Source organism: Candidatus Protochlamydia naegleriophila (genome assembly GCF_001499655.1).
Classification (GTDB): Bacteria; Chlamydiota; Chlamydiia; order Chlamydiales; family Parachlamydiaceae; genus Protochlamydia; species Protochlamydia naegleriophila.
The window spans coordinates 1,360,114-1,380,965 of sequence record NZ_LN879502.1 but is presented as its reverse complement, the minus strand read 5'-3'; the positions used below and the strand labels follow the sequence as shown (position 1 = coordinate 1,380,965).

Genomic DNA, 20,852 nt, shown 5'->3' with positions numbered 1-20,852 from the left:
AGCGAAATGATCGAAGAATTTTGGAGCGAATTATACGAGGGGGAAATCCACACGCGTGATCAGTGGCAATTCGAATTAAAATCCGAGTTCATGATCAATCCAACGCTCGATAAAAACGTCTACAAACAAGAGTTTTTCTTATTCATTCCAAGCCCCCTGCAGATTAATTCAGATACTCTATCGAAATCGCAGTTTTACGCGGCCCAAACGAATTTAATCCGCTATAAGACTCCTCGCATGCCACTGCGAGAACTGATCGATCCTTCTTACTCCCCATCCCCCCTCAATCGACTACAGCAGCTTTTTTCAGAACCCTCGTTAAATCTCACTGCAGTCCTCGACGAACTCCAACTATTTGGCAATATTTTTAAAACGTCCTTAAGAGACCGTATCGCCCGTATTTCTGAAAGCGTAGAAAAGATGCAAGGCTATGGCACCGATCTTTATACGCCTGTGATTAAGGAGCTTTGCGAGCAGATTAACGAGGTGTGCCAATTTTTCCGCCAAATGCAAACAAAACTTACCCTGGATTTTTCACCTCAAGCCATTCGCTATTTTCGCTATACCGACGAATATATTAGTCATGCCATTGATGAGTATTTTTTAATTTTGCTCGAACAATTCCGTCACCTGGAAGAAAAACGCTATGAAGAAGTTGAAAAATTGCTATGCCATCTTATCGTACAAGAAAAACTCTATCGAAAAACACATGGGCTAGAACCTCAAACTAAAAAAGGGCGCATCGCTTCTAATGAATCCATCCTCTATAGGCAAGGATTGCTAAATCGTTTCATGCTAGAAGCATTGATGCTGAAAAGCTACCGCGCTTCGCTAGAAGAAAAACATGGAAATATTCTAGGAAGTGTGGCAGCCGGAGTTGCCATGTTTGTCTACATGATCCTCTTTGTCTGGAAAGTTTCCGTATTTGTGATCAACTCCCTTCCATTCATCCTATTTGCTGTAATTTTCTATATTCTAAAGGACCGCTTGAAAGAGGGATTAAAAAAGATTTATTATAAACAAGCTTACCGCTGGTTTCCGGACTATTCCACCGAAATCTGGAGCGCCAAAGGCGATGAAATAGGCCGTCTAAACGAGAACTTCGCTTTCATCTCGCAAGACCAGCTTCCTCCCAGTTTTTTAACGATTCGCAACAATCATTTTCACGAAGAACTGCAAGCCTTAAATAGGCATGAGACTATCATTCAATACAAAAGAGAAGTCACGCTTTACCACCAACCTGGAAGAATGAAAAGCCGAAGAAGGGAGCTAACAACCATTTTCAGACTTAATATTCAAAGCTTTCTTCAAAAAGCCAGTAATGCGCTTCAGCCTAGCCTAACATTAGATCCTTATACGCTAGAGATTAGCGAGCGCCTTTTACCAAAAATTTATCATTTAAACATCATCATACGCAATACCTATCTACAACCAGACCTTAGCATTAAAAGTGAAGTCAAAACATTCCGCGTTGTTGTTGACAAGACCGGAATTAAACGAGTCGAGTTGATTAAATCACCATGAAAATTATGCAAAAAGAACGATTAAGCCTTTCTCATCAAAAGCTCCTAGAAACAAGATTTAAAGCTCTAAACTTGGATCTGTCCGAATATTCTTTCGCTAACCTCTACCTATTTAGGCATCTTCATCAATACGAACTCATTTTTGCCGATGAACTTTACATCCAAGGACTCAATAGGGAAGGCTCTTCTTTTATCATGCTTACGTCTCGCCCCCAACAAGCCAAACTCCCCCAGCTTCTTTCCCTACTCAATTCAAATAGTTTTTTATTTCCCATTCCCGATCAATGGCTAGAATTGTTTGGGCCCTACCTCAATCAAGTCAGCTTTAAAGAAGATGATAGTGATTATCTATTTCAAACCAGCAAGCTGGCTCAATTCCAGGGCCGCCACTTAAGCAAAAAAAGAAACTTAGTTAAACAGCTCTTCTCAAACCACCTGGTCGAGGTCTATCCTTTACAGGAAAAAAAAGAAGAGGCGCTTATGATTTTAAACGAATGGCAAGAAGAGCAGCTGCGGCCAGCAGCTGAAACCGATTATCTCTCATGCAAAGAGGCCATCGAACTGCATCAAATTCTTTCACTGGAAGGACGAATCTTTTATATTGATGGCTATCCAAGCGGATTGACAATCGGCGAGCGATTAAACGACCGCTGCTTCGTTATCCACTTTGCCAAGGCGCATAAACGACTCAATGGCCTCTACCAATATCTTTATCAAGAGCAAGCTCAATTCCTCGGCAGCCACTATGATTGGATTAATCTGGAACAGGATCTTGGTTCGCCGGCTCTTCGCCAAGCCAAACATTCTTACCTCCCAGATCGCATGCTTCACAAGATGCGCGTCTACTTGAAGAATCCAGGCTAGTCCAAAAGCAATGATGATTTGAAAAAAAAGATAGGAAGGAATAAAAATGAATGGGCAAGAAAAAAGCACTTAATTGCGAGAATTAAGTGCCTTTTTCTTTAATTGATCTATGACTTCTTATTCACAACAATTGGCAGCGAAAATTGCTGAAGCAATGACAGTAGCAACCATCGCAGCCGGGTGGAGCGGAAGCGCATTGTAATAACAAAAAGCACCAACACCGCCGAGCCAAGTAGATAGACTCATTCCGGCAGCTAAAGTACTTGCAATGGCAACCTGCTTCTCTGTAGCACAAGGAAGAACTTTCATAGCTAAGCGAGAAACGAGATCGCCTACAGTAAGAAAAGCGTAGCTGACAGCAAATAGCGAGCCAGCCGCAATGTATTTATTTTGTAAATAAGGGGCTGCTTGCTCCATACCAGATTTAATCACTGTCACTAAGCGCCCGCCTAAGACACCAGCCGCATCTTTCAGTTGGCTGGCTTTGTTAGAAGCTATTTCTAATCCTGTTAATAGGCCGCTTTTAATAGCTGTCCAATCAATTCCTTGATTCACAATTGCATGGGTCATAAAAATTCCTCAAATTACAGTTAACTCTCTTTTGAAATATGAAGATCTCAAAAGAATCTTATTTTTATATATCTAAAACACATTCACCACTAACGGCAACATTCTGTCTTTGTCTTTGCGAAGTAAAAAAGGACCGCAGAACACACATTAACAGCAACGAACTCCCAAGGAGTTAGCGGCATGCGTAGAGCCTTGTAAACGGCATAATTGGTTGCCGAATAAGTAAGCGCTATTATCCCGCCTAAACCAAGGGCTAAACGATTTTTTTGAGCATTTGATAAGCCCGCATACCTGCCAAAAGCGAGCTCATATACCTCACCTGCGACTCGCGCAACCCTTATAGATAGCTCGCCAGAAGCCACGCACGTTAGAGTCATAGCAACAAAGGCATACTCTCGATCTTGTACATGGCTTGATGCTTGATCGATGACCTTAACCACAAAATTTTTAAGATAGCCTACACGTACTGCAGCGCTGTTGTAGGCATTTCGAACCCCTTCGGGGATTAAATTAAAACTAATCTTCACACTTTCCTCATATGGCGATTACAACTTAAAAATTTAATACTACCGCAGGTCTCACAGGAGAAACAACTGGCTGCTTGTAGTGGGCCAAAACAAGGCGTAAAGCAATATAACTAATGCAACTCGCCACACTTGTTACGAGATAGGCTTGCGGGCTAATATTTGGCTTCAAAATGCTTGCAAAAGCCATGTTTAAGGCGACTAAGCTGCCGACTGCGCCAGTTAAGAGCGAAATTTCTTTGAATGTTTGAGCCTTCGAACCCACATTGCCATCTCTTAGTCGAGTCTTGTTTAAAAGATTGTCCACAATCCCAAAAGCCTTGAGCATGATCTCGAGGAATACAATGTTCGATGCAATCACTGCAGCGAAGGCATAGCGCGGATTTTGGAGTTGTTGAGATGTAACTTTCACAGCCTTGAGGGTGTATTCGCGAACATGCCCCCCCAATTTTACTGCCAACTTGCCTGTAGCCTGAGCCCAAGCTCCAACTTTTGCTGCAACCACTTTATAAATGGCACTTACCTTTTCAGCTCCAGATTTTGCTGCAGATCGGGTAGCAGTAGCACAAGCTTTCATCTGCGTCGCAATAAAAGTCATCGCCCGTGACGTGTAATCAGAAAGTCCGCCAGCTACTCTTGCAGCTAATCTTGCAGCTAATCTTCCGATCGCTCTAGCCGCAACTCCAATCTTTTCAGCAAGCGCTTTTAACTGCTGGGATGCAATGGCAAATCCCTTTACTACACATTCACGCACTGCACCAGCCACGCTCAAGACTAATCGTCCTACTGCATTTGCCCACTCTCCAAAAGTTGCAACAAGCGCTTTAACAACAGTACTAACCTTCGCAGCACCAGCTCTTGTTTGCGTCGCAATAAAAGTCATTCCTTTTAAAGTACAATCATAAAGTCCGCCAGCCGCTCTTGCAGCCAAGCTTCCGATCGCTCTGGCTGCGACCCCAATCTTTTCGGCAAGCACTTTTAGCTGCGCCGATGCAAAATTAAGCCCTTTTATTGTATAATCACGCGTTTCTCCGGCCAAGCTCACCACTAACCGCCCTGTCGCTTTCGCACCAGCCTCTAATTTAGAGGCGGCTGCTTGATAAATCCCATAAACTTGAGTTTGAATACTCTCCATTTGAATCTTCATGCGTATCCTAGATATTTAAGTTTTTATATTAATTAAGACTCATATTTTAAATATTAATTTAATTAAGATCAATAAAAAAAACATTGTAAAGATTCAGTGAATTGTTTAATAAATAAAACTTGTTTCTCACGAGATTAAATCGCCAACAACTTCTCAACTTCAGTCTCAAAACACAAAATATTGATTTTTAGTTTTTTGCGTATTCAACAAGGGTTTGGCTTTTTTTAAATTAAAAAAAATACTATAACGCACTTTTTGAACATTCCTCATTCCATCCCCTTTATTGCCCCTATAATAAGAGTCCTGGTTCTTTAACGATCAATAAGAGAGGGCCCTCATGTCAATGCCATCTATTCCTCCCAATTTGGAAGCACTTCAAGACGTTTGTCTATTACAAAGGCGCTACATAGAGGAACTAGAAAAAGAGAGTCAGCTTTTGCTCTCATCAAACTCAGCTTGCATAGTCGATAAGGAAAAGGCGTCTCGCACCATAAAAGATTTGATCGACCGCATCGACCAATTGACCCTGGAAAATGGAACATTTACGCAACGGGTGACCGTTTTCGAGGAGGAACAAAAAACTTTAAATAGCGAACTCCTGCGTTTAACGGAAAAAGTAAATAGTTTAGCGCATGAACGGGAGCAACTCAGGGCTTTTGCCGAGAACTTGCAAGAAGACCATCTAGTGTCAGAAAAAAAAGTATACGAACTGGAAGGAAGACTCTCTCTTCTTAAGCAGGACAATGCAGCCTTATTAACCACTTCAGAGGAGCTCCATTTAGCCCAGATCCAATCTAGCGAGAAAATACAGACACTGACTCTTCAATTAGAGCAAGTTCGGCTCAACAATCAAGCCATGCATCAGCTCATAGATTCTTCCAATCAAGAGAATGAACAACTCAAACATCTTTTCTCTGACATTAAAACGAAACTGGCGCGTGTAGAAGAAGACAAGCAGGCCATTGAACTAAATAATCAAACTCTAAAAGAAAAGATTGAAGAACTGGCGCAGCAAAAAGAGGCTATTTTAGTCGAACAACGGGCATTAGAATTGGAAGCGCAAAGGCTTAGATCTATTTTAGATGGCCTTTCGAATGATAATCAATTGCTAAAGGAGCAACAAGAACGCTTGCAAGAAAACTGTCAGCAGCTAGAAGAGCGGATCAATCGACTCGTTACCGAAAAAGAAGAGCTTGAAAGACGCAATCAAGATCTGCAGAGAGAGCAACATCAAACCAGTCAAACTCTTCAGGGGCTTTTAGAGCAAAATCAGCAGTCTCTAGCCCGCTACCACCATTTGAGCGACCAATATGACCATTTAAAAGGCATTTCTGAAACGCAAAAAATTGCCTTTCAGGAACTTAACAGAGAGTTAAGCCAGCATCGTACCAAAGAAATGCGCCAGCAGTTTGTCCATCATACAGACTCAAAAAGTCATTTTCAAGGCTATTTAAAAAATGGAGCGCTTGTTCTAGGCGGCTTGTTAACTCTACCCATTAATGGACTCCTGGCTATTGGAGGAGCTTTTTATGGGTTAACAGTGGCTCGTCATTACTTACAGACAAGCGAACTTAAGCATTACGAAGAAGATTACAAGAAAAATCACCCGCATGCACTTGCAGACGAAGCTTTTAATTACGCTAAGGCGAAATATGAATTAAAAAGAGCCAATTTAGTTTCCAGATTACTTACACTATAAAAGAGGGAACAGCAAATGACCATAAACGAATTTGCCTTGATCCCCAAAATAAATTTGGGATTGCTTCAACCTCTTCACCAATCCGCAGCAATTGAGGCTGAAATAAGCGATTACAAAGGCTCTTTACTCAAAAAAATCGAAGACGTTCAGTCGCGCATCAACACAAGCAGAGAAAGCGCTTCTTGCAGCGATATCTCTTATCAAGAGAGTCAGCATCAAGCCAACCAACGCTTGCATCAAGAGACTCTTCATAAAAAAAACGTTCTCGATCAATTGGCCTTCCTGGAGCACAATTTAAACAATCAGAAACAGGCTTTTTCAGAGTGCGGCCAGGCAGTCGCAAGCGAAGTGCAAGACTTGCTCTCTAATCTGATAAAGCTATTAACTATACAAGGCTCTCAACAACAGCTGCAGAATCAGATAGAGGGGCTCTTTTTTTATGAAGAAGAGATGCACTTGGCTCAAAAAATGACCGAGAGGCAGTTACACAATTGTGTTGCGTATCAAGCAAGCTTGCATCCAAGCATGGAAGAGCTGCAAATGGATTTATGCGAAGAAGCCTTGCATTTAGAATCGTATCGGCAGGCATTAAAAGACGCGGAAGAATCAAAGGAAGAGATTAGGCAGGAGCTGCAAAGCATCCAACCTATCACGCGGCTAGATCAACTCTATGTACAAGTCAGACAGGAACAATGGGAAAATCAAAAAAAAGTAGATTCCCTAAAGAAAGACTGGGTGGAGGTTCAAGACCGCATCTCAAAGCTTAAAATCGCTCAACAAGAAATGCAAGCGCAAGCCACAACCATTAGGTACGATCAAAACCAGACTCATGAGGCCCACATTCAAATGGAGGGGATCCTGGAAAGTCTAGAACAGCGATCTGTCCGATTGGACTATGATCTAGTAACCATAGCCTCTCACTTAAACCAACTCGAATGTAAGCAGGGAGAAATCGCTCAGCATCTCCAGCAAGCAGAGAAAGAGCAGGAAGAAAAAGAGCAGTTGCTTGATCAAATCGACCAGGTAATAGAGTGCATTATCTGGCACCAAGACCCCCAAACCAATTTGATCGATTGGGAAGAAGAGCCTCAGGTAGTCTCAAACTTTCCATCTAACCATGTAGCGCCAACGCTAGTTACCCAGGCTATTGCGCAAACGCAAGTCAGTCACGCTCATGCGCCTTTAATGCCCTCTGCTAAAGGAGCGGGGCATCCTATTTGGAAATGGGCAAAAAAATCTCTATCCTGCATTCAGACAATCGTCACAGCTCTCTTTCGCCTCCTCATTCAAGCGGCTAAATACGCCTGGGCTCAGACTGCATCACTTGCAGCCTATCAGTGGACTATCATTCAAGCTGTTTACCTTGCCGGTAAAACAGCTTATTGTGGTTTTAGAGAAAATCCAGCAAGCTTTGGAATGTAGGAACATTCTCTATTAGCAAAAGCTGCTCATCCGAGCCATTGATCGCGATTTTGGGCCTCAACCAATCTCCATAAAGTCTCTGCAGAATTCATGTGAGAGTTCAATTCCAGCGCTTTATTAAGATCTCGTATAGTCTCGTCGAATCGCCCTATCCACCGATAGCTATCGCATCGTTTAAGCAGTCCGAAGACATTGTCAGGCTTAGATGCTAAGGCTATACTTAAATCTCCTATGATGTTCTCAAACTCTCCTTAAGGAAAAAGGTTACAGACAAAAACTGCATTTGTAGTGCCAAGCTTTACATAGAGGTGCCCATGATTTTTACCTTGGGCAAATGCCTTTTAGTGCACTGAGGGTCGGTTAATTGCTTCTGAACAAATTCTAGGGACTGACAATAATGGATAGACATAATCCTGCCTTGAATATCGAAATTGGGCAAATAATACACAATATTAATGCTTAAAGGCTAATAAATGCTTATTTCAAAAAAACGACAAAAAAACTGCCTGCTCCGTGCAATCGATTAAGCCCTTGTAAATCTCGTTGTCTATAAAGTCAAACCCAATTATATAAAATTATTTTAAAAATAAAGTTGGTGAATTAAAGCCCAAAAGAAGACCCTGGATTCCATCTCAACTAGTCTAGAGTGCTCCGGTTAATTTATTTTAGGCGGACATGAAAATTTGTTAGGTTAATTCTCGATTTTTTGTTTAGATAATTCTTATTTTTTCTGGAATTCATAAAAATTCCTAAGAATGTTGTCTATGCTTTTAGAGCATCTAAAATGCATGTGTTTAAATAACTCGAGGACCGTACAAGGATTCCTGAGTTATCAATCTTTAAATAAGGAAGTGGCATGTAGTGAACGATTGGAATTTAGCTCAAAATCAACATCTCTATTGGACTCAAACGTGGGGACACCCCTATTTTAGCATCAATGAAAAAGGGCATGTCGTCGTTAAAATGCATGCTGACGGTCCCGAAGGCGATCTATTTGAATTAGTGGAATCGCTGGTACAAAGAGGGATTGAAGCGCCCATTCTCATTCGCCTGGATGGAATCGTGCGCGATCGCATTCACTATCTTCAAGCAGCTTTTGAGTCTGCCATCGAAGAATTTAACTACAAAAACACATATCGCATTGCCTATCCAATTAAGGTAAATCCCCAATTCCATGTTGTGGACTTGATTGAGCAAACAGGGCATCCTTATCAATTAGGGCTCGAAGTCGGCAGTAAACCCGAGCTGCTCGCCGTTTTAACATGCAACAACAACCTTGAATCTCTTTTGCTTTGCAATGGCTATAAAGATGCCGAATACATTGAATTAGCCTTACTGGCCCGCAAGTTGGGCAGACGTTCGATCATTATCATCGAGCAACTCTATGAACTTCCACTTGTCTTAGACATTGCCAAAAAGCTCAACGTCGAAGCCGAAATCGGTTTTCGCATGAAGCTGTCGGCAAAAGGCAGCGGACGCTGGCAAACGTCGGGCGGCGACCAGGCAAAATTTGGCCTGAGCACACACGAAATCGTTTTGTGTTTAGAACAGCTTCAAAAGGCCGGAAAATCCCACTGGTTGAAACTCCTGCACTTTCATATTGGAAGCCAGATCACAGCCATTGAATCGATCAAAAAAGCGCTCAATGAAGCCTCTCGGATGTATACCGAACTCGCACTCATTTGTCCTTCTCTCACATTTTTCGATGCTGGGGGCGGATTGGGAGTCGATTACGACGGTTCAAAAACAACCTCTGATTCTTCGATGAATTATTCGGTTGAAGAATATGCAAGAGACGTCGTGTATGCGATAGGAGAAGCCTGTGATAAGGCAGAACTCCCCCATCCGATGATCATTACTGAATCTGGACGCGCCTTGGTGGCTCATCATGCTGTCTTGATTTCAGAAGTGATTGACGTTGCTTTGACAATCAACCCTCAAGAAGGTATCCTCACACCGCCGACTGAGCATGATTTACTAACAAGCTTCTACAAGCTGTATCAAGAGTTGACTCCAGAAGGATGCCAAGAAGCCTTGCATGATGCCAATGAGCTTAAAGAGGCCATGTTGGAAAACTTTCTGCACGGCAATTTATCCTTGATCGAAAGGGCCTATGCTGAGAAAGTCTACCGCCACCTCATAGCCAAGATTCACTGGCTCACCAAGGAACTTGCCTATATTCCTGAAGACATCGAAAAGCTGGATCAGCAACTGATTGATACCTATTTTTGCAATTTCTCGGTCTTTCAATCGGTGCCAGACTCATGGGCTATCGAACAGCTATTCCCGATCATGCCCATTCATCACTTGAATGAAGAACCAAAAAGGCGCGCCATTTTGGCTGATCTAAGCTGCGATAGCGACGGTAAAATTGATCGTTTTGTCAGCCGCAAAGGCTCCAAACACTATCTTCCTCTCCATGAATTCAAAAACTCGCCTTATTATGTTGGGATCTTTTTGACTGGCGCTTATCAGGAAATTTTAGGCGGCTTGCATAATCTCTTTGGTGATGCCAATGCAGTTCACGTCGACCTGGATGAGGACGGAAAGTGGGAAATCAAGCATGTTGTCGAAGGAGATACCATCGAAGAGGTTCTCAGCTATGCCCAATACAACCCCCAGCAACTCATCAAACAACTACGCGTCTTGATAGAAAAGGGGCTCCGATCCGGACGGCTATCGCCTGAAGAATCTGCAAAACTGCAAAAGCGGTTTAAAGAATCGCTAGAAAGCTATACATACTTAGTCGTTTAATTAAAGAGGCTATCATGACTATTCGCGAATTTATGCGTCGTAATTTTAAACATTTTAATGCAGCCGTTTGCGTCGACGCAGCAGAAGCTTGGATGGCACACCTAGATAAGGGCGGCAAAATGCTAGTTACCCTGGCAGGCGCCATGAGTACGGCAGAACTTGGCATTTCTTTAGCCGAATTAATCCGACAAGATAAAGTACATGCCATTTGCTGCACAGGCGCCAATCTTGAAGAAGATGTCTTCAACCTCATCGCCCACACTCATTACGAAAGAGTTCCCCACTACCGCTCTTTAACTGTCGAAGATGAACTGGCCCTCCTCAAAAGAGGCATGAACCGCGTAACAGATACGTGTATCCCAGAAGATACTGCCATTCGGCGCATTGAAAAAGAAGTTCTGGATCTTTGGCAAAAAGCAGACAAGAGCCAGCAGCGCTATTTTCCCTATGAGTTCATGTATCAGCTGTTAGACTCTAAGCAATTAGAGAAGTCCTACGAAATTGATCCTAAGGACTCGTGGTTGCTCGCTGCCAAAGAAAAAAATCTTCCCATTTGGACGCCAGGCTGGGAAGACTCTACTCTCGGTAATATTTTCGTCTCTCACGTCATTGCGGGTGATTTAAGCAGCTTCTCGATCATGAAGTCAGGAACAGAGCAAATGGCTACGCTTGTAGAGTGGTACAAGCAGCTATGCAAAAGCTCTTCGATTGGATTTTTCCAGATCGGCGGTGGAATTGCAGGTGATTTTCCCATTTGCGTTGTTCCACTCATTCGGCAAGACTTACAAGAAAAAGTTCCTCTTTGGGGGTATTTTTGCCAAATCAGTGACAGTACGACCTCTTATGGATCCTATAGCGGAGCCGTTCCCAATGAAAAAATCACTTGGGGTAAGCTGGATGGGAAAACGCCAAGCTTTGTCATTGAATCGGATGCATCCATCGTCGCCCCTTTAATTTTTAACTACATCCTCAATCAGTAACATTCATTCTTTTGCCGCCTGGAAAGCAATACTTTGCGGGCGGTTTACATCCCCCTTACAGGAAGGTAAAATGAATACAAACGTTAAAATTGGACTTATTCAATTGGCTTGCTCCGAAGATTTAGAGCAAAACTTTACTAACGCTGTGCAAAAAATTAAAGAAGCCGCCGCCAAAGGAGCCCAAATTATTTGCCTGCCGGAGCTTTTCCGCTCGCGCTATTTTTGCCATGAAGAAAATTACGACTTCTTTCAACTGGCTGAACCCATTCCCGGCCCGACAACTGAGCGCCTAGCCCCCCTTGCCAAAGAACTCGGCGTGGTCATCATTGCCTCACTTTTCGAAAAGAGAGCGAGCGGCGTTTACCATAATACAACGGCTGTCATAGATGCCGATGGTACATATCTTGGCAAATACCGCAAAATGCACATTCCAGACGATCCGGGCTATTTCGAAAAATTTTACTTTACACCTGGAGACTTAGGCTTCAAGACTTTTTCTACTAAATTTGGAAAAGTCGGCATTCTTATTTGTTGGGATCAATGGTATCCTGAAGGGGCACGCATCACGGCGCTTATGGGGGCCGATATGCTTTTTTTCCCAACAGCCATCGGCTGGGCTTTGAGTCAGGATGATCAAACCAACCAGGATCAGTATCAGGCTTGGCAAGTAATCCAACGCTCACATGCAATTGCCAACGGTTTACCAGTCATTTCAGTCAACCGCGTCGGCATAGAAGAGGAGATGCAATTTTGGGGCGGATCTTTTGTCGCCAATCCTTTTGGAAGATTGCTCTGTCAAGCTGACCATGTAAAGGAAGAGGTTGTCGTTCAAGTAATCAGCCTCAACCAGTCAGATTATTACCGCACCCATTGGCCATTTCTTAGAGATCGGCGCATTGAATGCTACCAACCCATCACCAAACGCTTTATCGACGAGCCTGCCTCATGAAAACGCCCAAAGAATTAGGCTATTTTTTTCCGCCCGAATGGGCACCTCACCACGCCACATGGCTCAGCTGGCCGCATAAAGAGGCCTCTTGGCCGGGTAAGTTGCAAGCCATTTACCCCGTCTACGCAGAATTTGTACGCCTCTTAGCCGAGAGTGAGCTGGTTTGCATCAACGTCAATAATAAACAGATGCAAAAAGAGGCTGAATCTCATCTCATGCAAGCAGGGGCTGATCTAAGCCAGGTGCGCTTCTTTCTATTTCCAACAAACGATGCCTGGTGCCGGGACCATGGACCGGCCTTTTTGCTCCATTCTTCTCCTGATGCTCGTAAAGCAGTTGTCGATTGGAATTATAATGCCTGGGGAGGCAAATACCCGCCTTATGATCTTGATGATCAAATCCCCTTGCGGATTGCAAACTACTATCAAATTCACTGCTTCCAACCAGGCATTATCATGGAAGGTGGCTCGGTCGAATTTAACGGCAAAGGATCTCTCTTGACAACCAAATCTTGCCTGCTCAATCCCAACCGCAACCCACATTTAACGCAGTCGCAAATCGAGTCGTATCTTGTCGACTATTACGGAGTCGATCAAGTTCTATGGCTCGACAGTGGGATCGAGGGGGATGACACGGATGGACACATCGATGATTTGACCCGCTTCGTCAACGAAGATACGGTCGTGACTGTTGTCGAGTCTCAGAAAGAGAGCCCTAACTATCCTATTTTGCAAAGCAATTTAAAAGCATTAAAAGCGATGCGATTATTGAATGGCAAACAGCTCAACGTGATTGAACTCCCCATGCCAGCTCCTTACATGGAAGATGGGCAGATACTGCCTTGCAGTTATGCCAATTTTTATATCAGCAACAAAACAGTCATTGTGCCCATCTTCGAAGACCCCATGGATGAGCAAGCTCTAGAGATCTTGACCTCTTGCTTTAAAGATCGAAAGGTTGTGGGATTGAATTCCAAAGACATCATTTGGGGATTGGGAAGCTTTCACTGCTTAAGCCAGCAAGAGCCGGCTTAATGCAAGCTCTCTGAGTTCATGACTTGAACTCAGAGAGCCTCTAGTTTGCAATTTGCACAACCCGATTCTGGCGTCTTTTCTGTAACAGATAGAGCGGAATGCCAGGAATCAGCGCGCCAAGCCCCCAATAGAGTTGCGATGGGGTTGCTTGAAGAGCCATCCAAAAAAGACCAGTCAACGCAAGAAGGGGAATGACAGTCAACAATACTTTTTTGAAAGGCGTCACAGGTATTTCTCTTCGCTGATAGAGCACCATGACAGCCACACACGTCGCACCATATTGAGCAAAGCGTGAAACCACGCTAATGGCCGCCAGCTGAGCAAAGTTGCCAGACAGTGCTGCAATAGCTGTGAAACCCGTCGTGATCAAAATGGCCCAAATGGGGGCACCAGAACGATTGGTCTCTGCAATCCATTTTGGAATCATCCTATCTTCTGCCAAGGCAACACCGCTGCGCGGGATAATAAAAGAGGCCGAAATATTCACCCCTCCAATCGAAACAAGCATCGTAAGCGTCACAAGCCATCGCCCTGGCATCCCAAAAATTTGTTCTCCTGCATCGGCTAAAGGAGCAGAACTTTCACTCAAAGCCGGGCCTAAAATTCCCGTTGCGATCATCTGTATCACAAAGTAAAGTAAGGAGCAAAAACTGATGACTGTCATGACGGCGATGGGCAAATTTTTAGTTGGATTTCTCATTTCACCCGCAGCAACAACAAGGGTTTCAAACCCTCCAAAGGCATAAAAAATAATGATGGCGGCTCCCCCAAAAGAGGTCGAATCCCATTCAGACGGCACAGATTCAATAAAGTGAAGCTGCTGCATGTAAAAGACTCCTACTAAAATAAAAAATAGGAGCGGCAGCAATTTCGCAACCGTAATCACATTATTGAGATGTTTAAGGGCCCGCGTTCCGGCAATATTAAAAAGAATGAGCGCTCCAATTAAGCCCAAAATGAGTATGCTTCGAACAGGCTCCTCTAACGCTTGTGGCCAGACAGAACTCAGAGCCGTTACAAAACCTACTATCAAAGCTGCCCATCCCATGATTCCGACAATCCAGCGCATGAAGCCAATTTCAAACCCAATAAAGTTTCCAAAAGCCTCTTTAGCGTAAACATAGGCTCCGCCATTTCGATTAAAAAGAGCCGCGCACTGAGCAAAACACCAAGCGATAGCCAACACTAGAAGCGTTACAAAAATATAGACAAAGGGGCTAAAATGCCCTGCAAGCTCAAAGACTTTTCCCGGAAGCAAAAAGATCCCCGATCCAATGATTCCATTAATTCCTAACAGGACCACGCTAATGAGTCCCATTTTTTTACTGTCTGTCGTCATCGGCGCGCCGCCTTGCTAGCCTCAACAAAGCTTTTAAAAAGCTTACCGGCCTCTAGCTGCTTTTCCACCATCAATTCAGGATGCCACTGGACACCTACAATAAAAGGATGATCGACTTTTTCAATTCCTTCTACAATGCCATCTTTAGCCAAAGCATTGACTCTAAATCCAGGGGCCACCTTTTTGACTGACTGGTGGTGGAAGCTATTTGTCAAAAGCAAGTCAACCTGCATGGCATTTTTGAGCACCGTGCCCTCAACAAGCTCTACAGTATGGGCTCCCACATGAACCTGGGCATGTTGCAAATGTTGCAAAACGAATGGTGAGTGGCGAGAGACATCTTGATAGAGAGTGCCCCCGAAAGCCACATTCATGAGTTGCAACCCGCGGCAAACCCCCAAAATAGGCATTCCACTTTGATAAGCACCTTGAGTCAGCTGAATTTCGTATTGATCGCGTTCAGGATACAAGTCTTGCAAGAGAGCATCCGGCTCTTCTCCGTATAGAAGCGGATGAACGTCATATCCCCCTGAAAGCAGTAATCCATCAATCAACTCCATTTGCCTTTCAACAGCCCCCTCATCGGATACAACTGGTAAAACAACCGGGATACCTCCCGCTTGTACAATCGCCTGAATGTAATCTTGCCCCACAAAGACCCTTTCTCTTCCTTTAAAACACCCCGTCTCAATCATCAATAAACTTGCCGAAATTCCGATAATGGGTTTGTTAACCGCTGCAGCTTTCATAAAAATCCAACTATTTAGTCTAAAAAAATTATGCTTGTATTAAAAAAGGACACTCAACACTTCAAATCAAAAGTATTAAGGATTTAGCCCGCCTTACAGGCCGGTCTTTGTAACTCTTGAGAGTTAATCTCGCTATAATGATGCTAAAGAAAAAGAAAAGTTGAATCCGGGTAAACCGGACAACCGTAGGGACAACCACATTGAATGGAAGAAAATCTGTTGCCTGTAAGAGACAGAGTTAAGATTGCGTTTTCCATAGTGATCTTGAATTTTAAAAGGCTAAGACAATTTTACTCTATTAGTTATTTTTTGGCAATTACTAAAATCATTGTTTATTTGATTTTATTTAATAACCCCAATTGTTATCTTAAGAGAATATGTTGAAAGCTTTCAAACAATTTAATTGTCATTCATCTCATGAGAGAGCATTCCCATTTTTCAGATAGTTTGATTTTAAAAACGGAACGTCTTTTACTAAAGACACCGCAACTAAGTCATGCAGAAGCTTTAGTCGATTTTGAAAAGAGGAATCGGGAATTTTTGAAGCCTTACATGGCGACGACTGGAGAAGATTTATTTTCCGTATACGAGTGGGAAAAGCGGCTGGAGAAATGGCAAGTCGAGCAGCAGCATAGTCAATCCATGCGTTTACTTTTTTTCCTCAAAGGATCCGCTCATAGGGATTTAGTCATTGGATCGTGCCACTTTACTCAGTGTTTTCGAGGCGCCTTTCACGCCTGCTACTTAGGCTATAAAATAGATCAGTCTCACCAGGGTTATGGCTTTATGTTTGAAGGGCTTCAACATGCAATTAGCTATCTATTTGACGACTTAAATTTTCATCGCATCATGGCCAATTACCTTCCCACGAATCTACGTAGTGAGCAGCTCTTAAAGCGCCTAGGATTCATGGTTGAGGGGTATGCTAAAAACTATTTAATGATTGATGGACGCTGGCAAGACCATGTCTTGACATCTTTAACCAATGCACACTGGCAAGAGGAGCCTCATGAGCCAATCTAATCCATCCCTTCCATGGTATCGGGAAGGACTTCGCTTCGACTGCACGCAATGCGGTAAATGCTGTACCGGCTCGCCAGGCTTTGTTTGGGTGACAGAAGAGGAAATGGGGGCTATGGCAGCAAGTTTAGGCCTTTCACTCTCCCACTTTAAGCGGCTCTACGTCAAGCGTAGAGAAAACCGTTACTTGTTAGTCGAGAAAAAGTCTGCTGATGGCCATGACTGTATCTTTTTTCAAGACCGCAAGTGCCTCATTTATCAAGCACGGCCTCAGCAATGCCGCACCTATCCTTTCTGGCAAGAAAATCTTTTATCTCCTGCTAGCTGGGAGCATACGGCTGAATTTTGCGAAGGCATTCGCGCCGACGCACAGCTGATTTCACAAGAAGTCATCGATCAGACACTGCAATCGCAACCCAATTCTGGTGCCCATTTTGTGAGTGCATCGGAAGAAGGGATTCAATAATCCTTTATCTACGATATCACCTCAACTTCATCCTCTGCAAAGAATTGAGTTGCAAAATTCAAACTACTAACGCAGAGACGGAGAGCTTCAATGAACCAACCATCTCTTGCGCTCACCGTCTCACCACCCCTGCGCTAATCAGTAGACTCCGCTTAATAAATCGCTCTTGAGTCTGCCACTATGTTACCCTTTTGCATCACCCATTGTTTATTGCCCAATGTATTTGCCAAATGAATATCGTGGGTAATCATGATGGTTGCAACGCTCGTTGCTTTAACAAAATCTAAAGTGAGCTGCACGAGCTTGGTCGCCGATTCAGGATCTAGCGCCGCTGTCGGCTCATCTAATAGTAATAAACGTGGCTGCTTAAGAGTTGCCATCAAAAAAGTTAACAACTGCCTTTGCCCTCCCGACAAGCATCCCATGGGACGATGTAAAAGAGAATCTAGATCGACATTCACAGAGGCAAGCCTTTGAGCCAAAGAATCTTTTTCAAAACGGTCGAGCCCCTTTTTAAGAGAAGCCTTTTCTCCTTTTAACGAAGCCAACGCTAAATTCTCTTGCACCGTTAAGCTGGGAAAACATCCAAGCAAAGTATTTTGAGACATTCGGCTAATCAGTGGTGATCTTTGCTGTTCACTCCAGTTAGAGACGCATAACTCTTCAATCCAAATGCGTCCTTGTTGAGGCTCTTTGCGGCCTGTCACCAAATCAAAAAAAGAGCTTTTACCTGATCCATTCACGCCTTTCAAAATAAATGAAGTCTCCCGCTAATGCCTCACAGCAGAGTTTTTTCAAAATTGGCCTTCCTTGGATTTGAAAGCTCAGCTGTTCAATCTTTAAAGCACATTTCGAAGCTGTCATGCAAACCTCCTCTCGCTCGCAAGCAATGGAGACTGACTAAGCTGCAAAAAGGCTACAATCAAGACTCCTTTAATTAAATAATTCCACGAAGGATCGACTCCCAAAGCAATGGTCAGGGCAAAAAATGCCTGGCAAATCATGGCTCCGATGACAAGAGCCAAGCTAAAACTGGCTGTGAACATTTCAGCAATGATTAATCCCGTTAATCCCATCATCATCATTCCCATGCTTCCAGTCAGGGAATAAAACGTAGTCAACTGTACAAATAACCCGCCAGCCAACCCCGAGCAAGCCCCAGCCAAACAAAAGCCAAGGATCTTGTATTTCTGTACATTTTTGCCGAGGCTCGCAAGCAAAGCGGGATTACACCCAGACGCTCGAATCACAAATCCCACTTCTGTCTTTAAAAAATAATTGACTGCCCCAAAAATGGCTAAGACGATAGCTCCCAAGGCAAGAAATGAGCCCCATTCGCCCTTAATAGGCATCCAATCGAATACCGTTTCGATTCCCATCAAAGAAACATTGGCACCTGCCATCTTCAAATTAATGGAATAGAAGGCCGTTGTGACAACAATTCCTGCAATCAGGTGGTGTAACTTAAATTTAGTATGGAGAATCCCAGTCACAGTTCCAACACACCCTCCTGCCAAAACGGAAATGGGAAGAGTCCACATAGGGTGCATTCCCTCTAGTAGCGTAAAAGCAGCTAACGCACCCCCAAATCCAAAACTCCCCTCGACCGATAAATCATCGCAGCGAATCACGCGGGATGTCAGGTAGACACCCATGACAACCAATCCAAAAATAAGTCCTTGCAAAGCAGCCTCTTTGAGCATTTCAATTAAAACAATCATCCCTTCTTCCTTTGCTGTCTGTCTGTCACAAAAGTCACCTCTGCCATCCAACTGTCCGGAACAGTTAATTCTAGCTCATGCAAGACGTCTTGATTCACGATGACCGATGTTTTATCTGATCCAACTCCTCTTAATTCTTTGGGAAACTTGCGGCCGGAAAAAACCTCATCAGCCAAAAAAGCTGCTTTTTTACCCGATTGAAAGTAGTCAACCCCTCTAGAGGCCAAGGCTCCTTTTTCCACTAAAAGATTGTCGCTGACAATAAGGGGTTTGTAGTGAACGCGTGCAATTCTTGCAATGATTGGGAGGGTCAAGGCGACGGTATTGTCTGTTGGAGTCAGTAGCACATCGCACTTTTTAACGGCCGACGTAACAGCCAAAGCCATTTCAGACTCTTGTGAAACGCCCAGCTGGATGACCTCAACCCCTCGCTTTTCAAGCTCTTCTGCCATTTTATCTTTTATCGTGACGGCATTGATCTCTGCTGGATTAAATACAATGGCTACGCGCTTGGCATCAGGAACAAAGGCTTGCAGCATATCGATTTCGCCTTGCACATCGATCATATCGGTCGTCCCACAGAGGTTGGCTTGAGTCAATCCAGCTTTAACGGGATCGGTCACCGCCGCAAAAAAAATAGGCTTGCTTTTTTCGATCGAGGCAGCGGCTTGTGCGGCCGGTGTAGCGATTGCAAAAATGCCGTTAATTTGAGAATTGGCATGAAAAGATTGCGCGATGCTACGCGCCTGAGCAATGGAGCCTTCGGCATTTTGCACGACGAAGTGCACCTGGCCATGCGTTTTTTCCGTTAATTCCTGCATGAAACCCTCGCGCGCTCGATCGAGGGCCGGATGGGATGCCGTCTGTAGAATTCCGATTGTTAAAGCACTCGATTGTTGCTTATCTGATGAGCAGCCGATGAGCAAAGACAGGCTGAGGCCCATTGCGATGGTGAGACTCCGTCCTTTAAATTTGTGAAACCACTTTGTAAACATTTTTTCTCCTTAAAAATTTGAGCAAAAAAAAAGCCCCAGCTGACAATCAGCTGGGGCTTGAACATGAAGCCGCTACTACCTATTGCGCTAGTAGGGTCATCCCCAGCTAATCGAACATTGGCAGTAGTAATAATAAGAAACGATAGCAGACAGACAAGCAGACGCTAAAGCAGAAAAAGAAAGAGCTGTTAAGCGAGCTGTGTCCATGATGATAAAAAAATAAAAATTGAACAAATGAATGTACTTAGAATCATTCATAACAAAAAAACAAGGTAATCCGCAAGAGTTATTTTTGACAGGCTCATTCAGGCGAATGCTCGTTCGTCACTGGGATTAAATACAAAAAGCCGCTTAATAACAATTTACCATGGTCTTGTCATGCAGGATTATTCGCTCGTCCTAAGATGAGCTCAGCCTCTTTTTCATCGATCAAAATAAATTGATTGAGTTCTTGTTCATAGCAATATACATCGGCTTGAGCGATGTCAAACCACCAACCATGAATGCGCAGCTCCTTTTTTTCTAGTCGCTCGCGAACGAAAGGATACGTTTTGAGATGCTCCATTTGTTGGAGAACATTGACTTGAGAAACCTGATTTTGCTCTGACAAGGCTGGATTAATGATCAGTCCCTCTCTAACCTTTTTTACCGCTTCCTCTCCATATTTAAGCCAAGACTCGAGATGCGGGCAGCATTGAAATTCAACGCCTTCAACAAGTGCGCGCATGGCGCCGCATTCTGAGTGGCCGCAAACGATGATGTCAGAAACATTTAAAGAAAATAGAGAGAATTCAATGACTGCCGAGGCACTGCTATCTTGAGCCGAATCCGAAAGAGGAGGGATTAAATTGCCGATATTGCGTAAGACAAACAAGTCTCCTGGGTTTGTAGAAGCAAAGAGATTGGGTACAACGCGGCTGTCTGAACAGGCTATAAAAAGGGAGTCAGGTTTTTGTCCAAGTGCCAGCTTAGCAAAAAGAGTTCTACTCTCTTCGGTCAGGTTCTTTCTAAAATCGACAATTCCTTGAATGAGTTTTTTCATACTTTTGCATCATTTTAATTTTTTACTCCTCTATTTTGCATGGAATGGTTTATG

General features: G+C 43.6%; 20 protein-coding genes. 10 read left to right on the top strand and 10 right to left on the bottom strand.

From position 1 onward, the window contains the following. Positions 1 to 6 precede the first annotated feature (6 nt). Together PNK_RS05700 and PNK_RS05695 are read left to right on the top strand one after the other, a co-directional pair. The gene (locus PNK_RS05700) at positions 7 to 1,524 is read left to right on the top strand and encodes a hypothetical protein (RefSeq protein ID WP_032125569.1); all 1,518 of its coding nucleotides are present in this window, start codon (positions 7 to 9) and stop codon (positions 1,522 to 1,524) included. 5 nt (positions 1,525 to 1,529) lie between these two features. Further along, on the top strand, positions 1,530 to 2,387 hold the full coding sequence (locus PNK_RS05695; RefSeq protein WP_158021716.1) for a DUF2156 domain-containing protein: 858 nt from the start codon (positions 1,530 to 1,532) through the stop codon (positions 2,385 to 2,387). 117 nt (positions 2,388 to 2,504) lie between these two features. On the opposite strand, the gene PNK_RS05690 is transcribed toward PNK_RS05695, so the two are convergent. The 3 genes from PNK_RS05690 to PNK_RS05680 all read right to left on the bottom strand — a co-directional run bounded on the left by PNK_RS05690 (position 2,505) and on the right by PNK_RS05680 (position 4,628). Further along, on the bottom strand, positions 2,505 to 2,957 hold the full coding sequence (locus PNK_RS05690) for a hypothetical protein (RefSeq protein WP_059060847.1): 453 nt from the start codon (positions 2,955 to 2,957) through the stop codon (positions 2,505 to 2,507). A gap of 89 nt (positions 2,958 to 3,046) precedes the next feature. After that, on the bottom strand, positions 3,047 to 3,484 hold the full coding sequence (locus PNK_RS05685; protein ID WP_059060845.1) for a hypothetical protein: 438 nt from the start codon (positions 3,482 to 3,484) through the stop codon (positions 3,047 to 3,049). Between the two features lie 25 nt (positions 3,485 to 3,509). Continuing rightward, on the bottom strand, positions 3,510 to 4,628 hold the full coding sequence (locus tag PNK_RS05680) for a hypothetical protein (RefSeq protein ID WP_059060843.1): 1,119 nt from the start codon (positions 4,626 to 4,628) through the stop codon (positions 3,510 to 3,512). A gap of 337 nt (positions 4,629 to 4,965) precedes the next feature. Here PNK_RS05680 and PNK_RS05675 point away from each other — a divergent pair, with 337 nt between their 5' ends. The 6 genes from PNK_RS05675 to PNK_RS05650 all read left to right on the top strand — a co-directional run bounded on the left by PNK_RS05675 (position 4,966) and on the right by PNK_RS05650 (position 13,466). Continuing rightward, positions 4,966 to 6,327 carry a coiled-coil domain-containing protein gene (locus PNK_RS05675; protein ID WP_059060841.1) on the top strand — a complete coding sequence of 454 codons (1,362 nt, stop codon included), beginning with the start codon at positions 4,966 to 4,968 and terminating at the stop codon, positions 6,325 to 6,327. 15 nt (positions 6,328 to 6,342) lie between these two features. Then, positions 6,343 to 7,749 (top strand): hypothetical protein, encoded by a 1,407-nt coding sequence (locus PNK_RS05670; protein WP_059060839.1) that lies wholly within the window; start codon positions 6,343 to 6,345, stop codon positions 7,747 to 7,749. Positions 7,750 to 8,610: 861 nt separating this feature from the next. After that, positions 8,611 to 10,503, top strand: coding sequence for a biosynthetic arginine decarboxylase (gene speA, locus PNK_RS05665; protein WP_059060838.1), 1,893 nt, complete (start codon positions 8,611 to 8,613; stop codon positions 10,501 to 10,503). A 14-nt stretch (positions 10,504 to 10,517) separates the two neighbouring features. Next, positions 10,518 to 11,483, top strand: coding sequence for a deoxyhypusine synthase family protein (locus tag PNK_RS05660; protein ID WP_059060836.1), 966 nt, complete (start codon positions 10,518 to 10,520; stop codon positions 11,481 to 11,483). Between the two features lie 70 nt (positions 11,484 to 11,553). Then, positions 11,554 to 12,432, top strand: coding sequence for a carbon-nitrogen hydrolase (locus tag PNK_RS05655; protein ID WP_059060834.1), 879 nt, complete (start codon positions 11,554 to 11,556; stop codon positions 12,430 to 12,432). Then, positions 12,429 to 13,466: an agmatine deiminase family protein gene (locus PNK_RS05650; protein WP_059060832.1), complete on the top strand. Its 1,038-nt coding sequence runs from the start codon at positions 12,429 to 12,431 to the stop codon at positions 13,464 to 13,466. Before PNK_RS05655 ends, PNK_RS05650 begins: the two co-directional genes overlap by 4 nt. A 40-nt stretch (positions 13,467 to 13,506) precedes the next feature. Here the strand turns inward: PNK_RS05650 and PNK_RS05645 are convergent, their stop codons facing one another. Together PNK_RS05645 and PNK_RS05640 are read right to left on the bottom strand one after the other, a co-directional pair. After that, entirely contained in the window at positions 13,507 to 14,805 is a 1,299-nt protein-coding gene (locus tag PNK_RS05645) for an APC family permease (RefSeq protein WP_032125559.1), read from the bottom strand. Further along, entirely contained in the window at positions 14,802 to 15,554 is a 753-nt protein-coding gene (locus PNK_RS05640; protein ID WP_032125558.1) for a gamma-glutamyl-gamma-aminobutyrate hydrolase family protein, read from the bottom strand. Before PNK_RS05640 ends, PNK_RS05645 begins: the two co-directional genes overlap by 4 nt. 417 nt (positions 15,555 to 15,971) lie before the next feature. Between PNK_RS05640 and PNK_RS05635 the strand changes: the two genes are divergently transcribed. Next, a complete protein-coding gene (locus PNK_RS05635) occupies positions 15,972 to 16,577 on the top strand; it encodes a GNAT family N-acetyltransferase (protein WP_032125557.1) in 606 nt (201 codons plus the stop codon). After that, positions 16,564 to 17,040, top strand: a complete 477-nt coding sequence (locus tag PNK_RS05630) for a YkgJ family cysteine cluster protein (protein ID WP_059060830.1) — start codon at positions 16,564 to 16,566, stop codon at positions 17,038 to 17,040. The genes PNK_RS05635 and PNK_RS05630 overlap by 14 nt, the downstream gene beginning before the upstream one ends. A gap of 152 nt (positions 17,041 to 17,192) precedes the next feature. Here the strand turns inward: PNK_RS05630 and PNK_RS05625 are convergent, their stop codons facing one another. The 5 genes from PNK_RS05625 to PNK_RS05610 form a co-directional block, all read right to left on the bottom strand. After that, on the bottom strand, positions 17,193 to 17,783 hold the full coding sequence (locus PNK_RS05625; RefSeq protein WP_059060829.1) for an ATP-binding cassette domain-containing protein: 591 nt from the start codon (positions 17,781 to 17,783) through the stop codon (positions 17,193 to 17,195). Further along, positions 17,767 to 17,904 (bottom strand): hypothetical protein, encoded by a 138-nt coding sequence (locus tag PNK_RS13365; RefSeq protein WP_158021715.1) that lies wholly within the window; start codon positions 17,902 to 17,904, stop codon positions 17,767 to 17,769. Before PNK_RS13365 ends, PNK_RS05625 begins: the two co-directional genes overlap by 17 nt. After that, positions 17,901 to 18,761: an ABC transporter permease gene (locus PNK_RS05620; RefSeq protein WP_059060827.1), complete on the bottom strand. Its 861-nt coding sequence runs from the start codon at positions 18,759 to 18,761 to the stop codon at positions 17,901 to 17,903. Before PNK_RS05620 ends, PNK_RS13365 begins: the two co-directional genes overlap by 4 nt. Then, on the bottom strand, positions 18,758 to 19,756 hold the full coding sequence (locus PNK_RS05615; protein WP_059060825.1) for an ABC transporter substrate-binding protein: 999 nt from the start codon (positions 19,754 to 19,756) through the stop codon (positions 18,758 to 18,760). Before PNK_RS05615 ends, PNK_RS05620 begins: the two co-directional genes overlap by 4 nt. 376 nt (positions 19,757 to 20,132) lie before the next feature. Continuing rightward, positions 20,133 to 20,798 carry a carbonic anhydrase gene (locus PNK_RS05610; protein WP_032125553.1) on the bottom strand — a complete coding sequence of 222 codons (666 nt, stop codon included), beginning with the start codon at positions 20,796 to 20,798 and terminating at the stop codon, positions 20,133 to 20,135. Between the last annotated feature and the right edge of the window lie 54 nt (positions 20,799 to 20,852).

Bases quoted from the DNA above. Each gene is read 5' to 3' on its own strand.
- PNK_RS05645 (WP_032125559.1), bottom strand. From the start codon at position 14,805: ATGACGACAGACAGTAAAAAAATGGGACTCATTAGCGTGGTCCTGTTA.
- PNK_RS05640 (WP_032125558.1), bottom strand. From the start codon at position 15,554: ATGAAAGCTGCAGCGGTTAACAAACCCATTATCGGAATTTCGGCAAGT.
- PNK_RS05635 (WP_032125557.1), top strand. From the start codon at position 15,972: ATGAGAGAGCATTCCCATTTTTCAGATAGTTTGATTTTAAAAACGGAA.
- PNK_RS05680 (WP_059060843.1), bottom strand. From the start codon at position 4,628: ATGAAGATTCAAATGGAGAGTATTCAAACTCAAGTTTATGGGATTTAT.
- PNK_RS05610 (WP_032125553.1), bottom strand. From the start codon at position 20,798: ATGAAAAAACTCATTCAAGGAATTGTCGATTTTAGAAAGAACCTGACC.
- PNK_RS05690 (WP_059060847.1), bottom strand. From the start codon at position 2,957: ATGACCCATGCAATTGTGAATCAAGGAATTGATTGGACAGCTATTAAA.
- PNK_RS05695 (WP_158021716.1), top strand. From the start codon at position 1,530: ATGCAAAAAGAACGATTAAGCCTTTCTCATCAAAAGCTCCTAGAAACA.
- PNK_RS13365 (WP_158021715.1), bottom strand. From the start codon at position 17,904: ATGACAGCTTCGAAATGTGCTTTAAAGATTGAACAGCTGAGCTTTCAA.
- PNK_RS05700 (WP_032125569.1), top strand. From the start codon at position 7: ATGATCGAAGAATTTTGGAGCGAATTATACGAGGGGGAAATCCACACG.
- PNK_RS05670 (WP_059060839.1), top strand. From the start codon at position 6,343: ATGACCATAAACGAATTTGCCTTGATCCCCAAAATAAATTTGGGATTG.
- PNK_RS05615 (WP_059060825.1), bottom strand. From the start codon at position 19,756: ATGTTTACAAAGTGGTTTCACAAATTTAAAGGACGGAGTCTCACCATC.
- PNK_RS05630 (WP_059060830.1), top strand. From the start codon at position 16,564: ATGAGCCAATCTAATCCATCCCTTCCATGGTATCGGGAAGGACTTCGC.
- PNK_RS05650 (WP_059060832.1), top strand. From the start codon at position 12,429: ATGAAAACGCCCAAAGAATTAGGCTATTTTTTTCCGCCCGAATGGGCA.
- PNK_RS05655 (WP_059060834.1), top strand. From the start codon at position 11,554: ATGAATACAAACGTTAAAATTGGACTTATTCAATTGGCTTGCTCCGAA.
- PNK_RS05620 (WP_059060827.1), bottom strand. From the start codon at position 18,761: ATGATTGTTTTAATTGAAATGCTCAAAGAGGCTGCTTTGCAAGGACTT.
- PNK_RS05675 (WP_059060841.1), top strand. From the start codon at position 4,966: ATGTCAATGCCATCTATTCCTCCCAATTTGGAAGCACTTCAAGACGTT.
- PNK_RS05660 (WP_059060836.1), top strand. From the start codon at position 10,518: ATGACTATTCGCGAATTTATGCGTCGTAATTTTAAACATTTTAATGCA.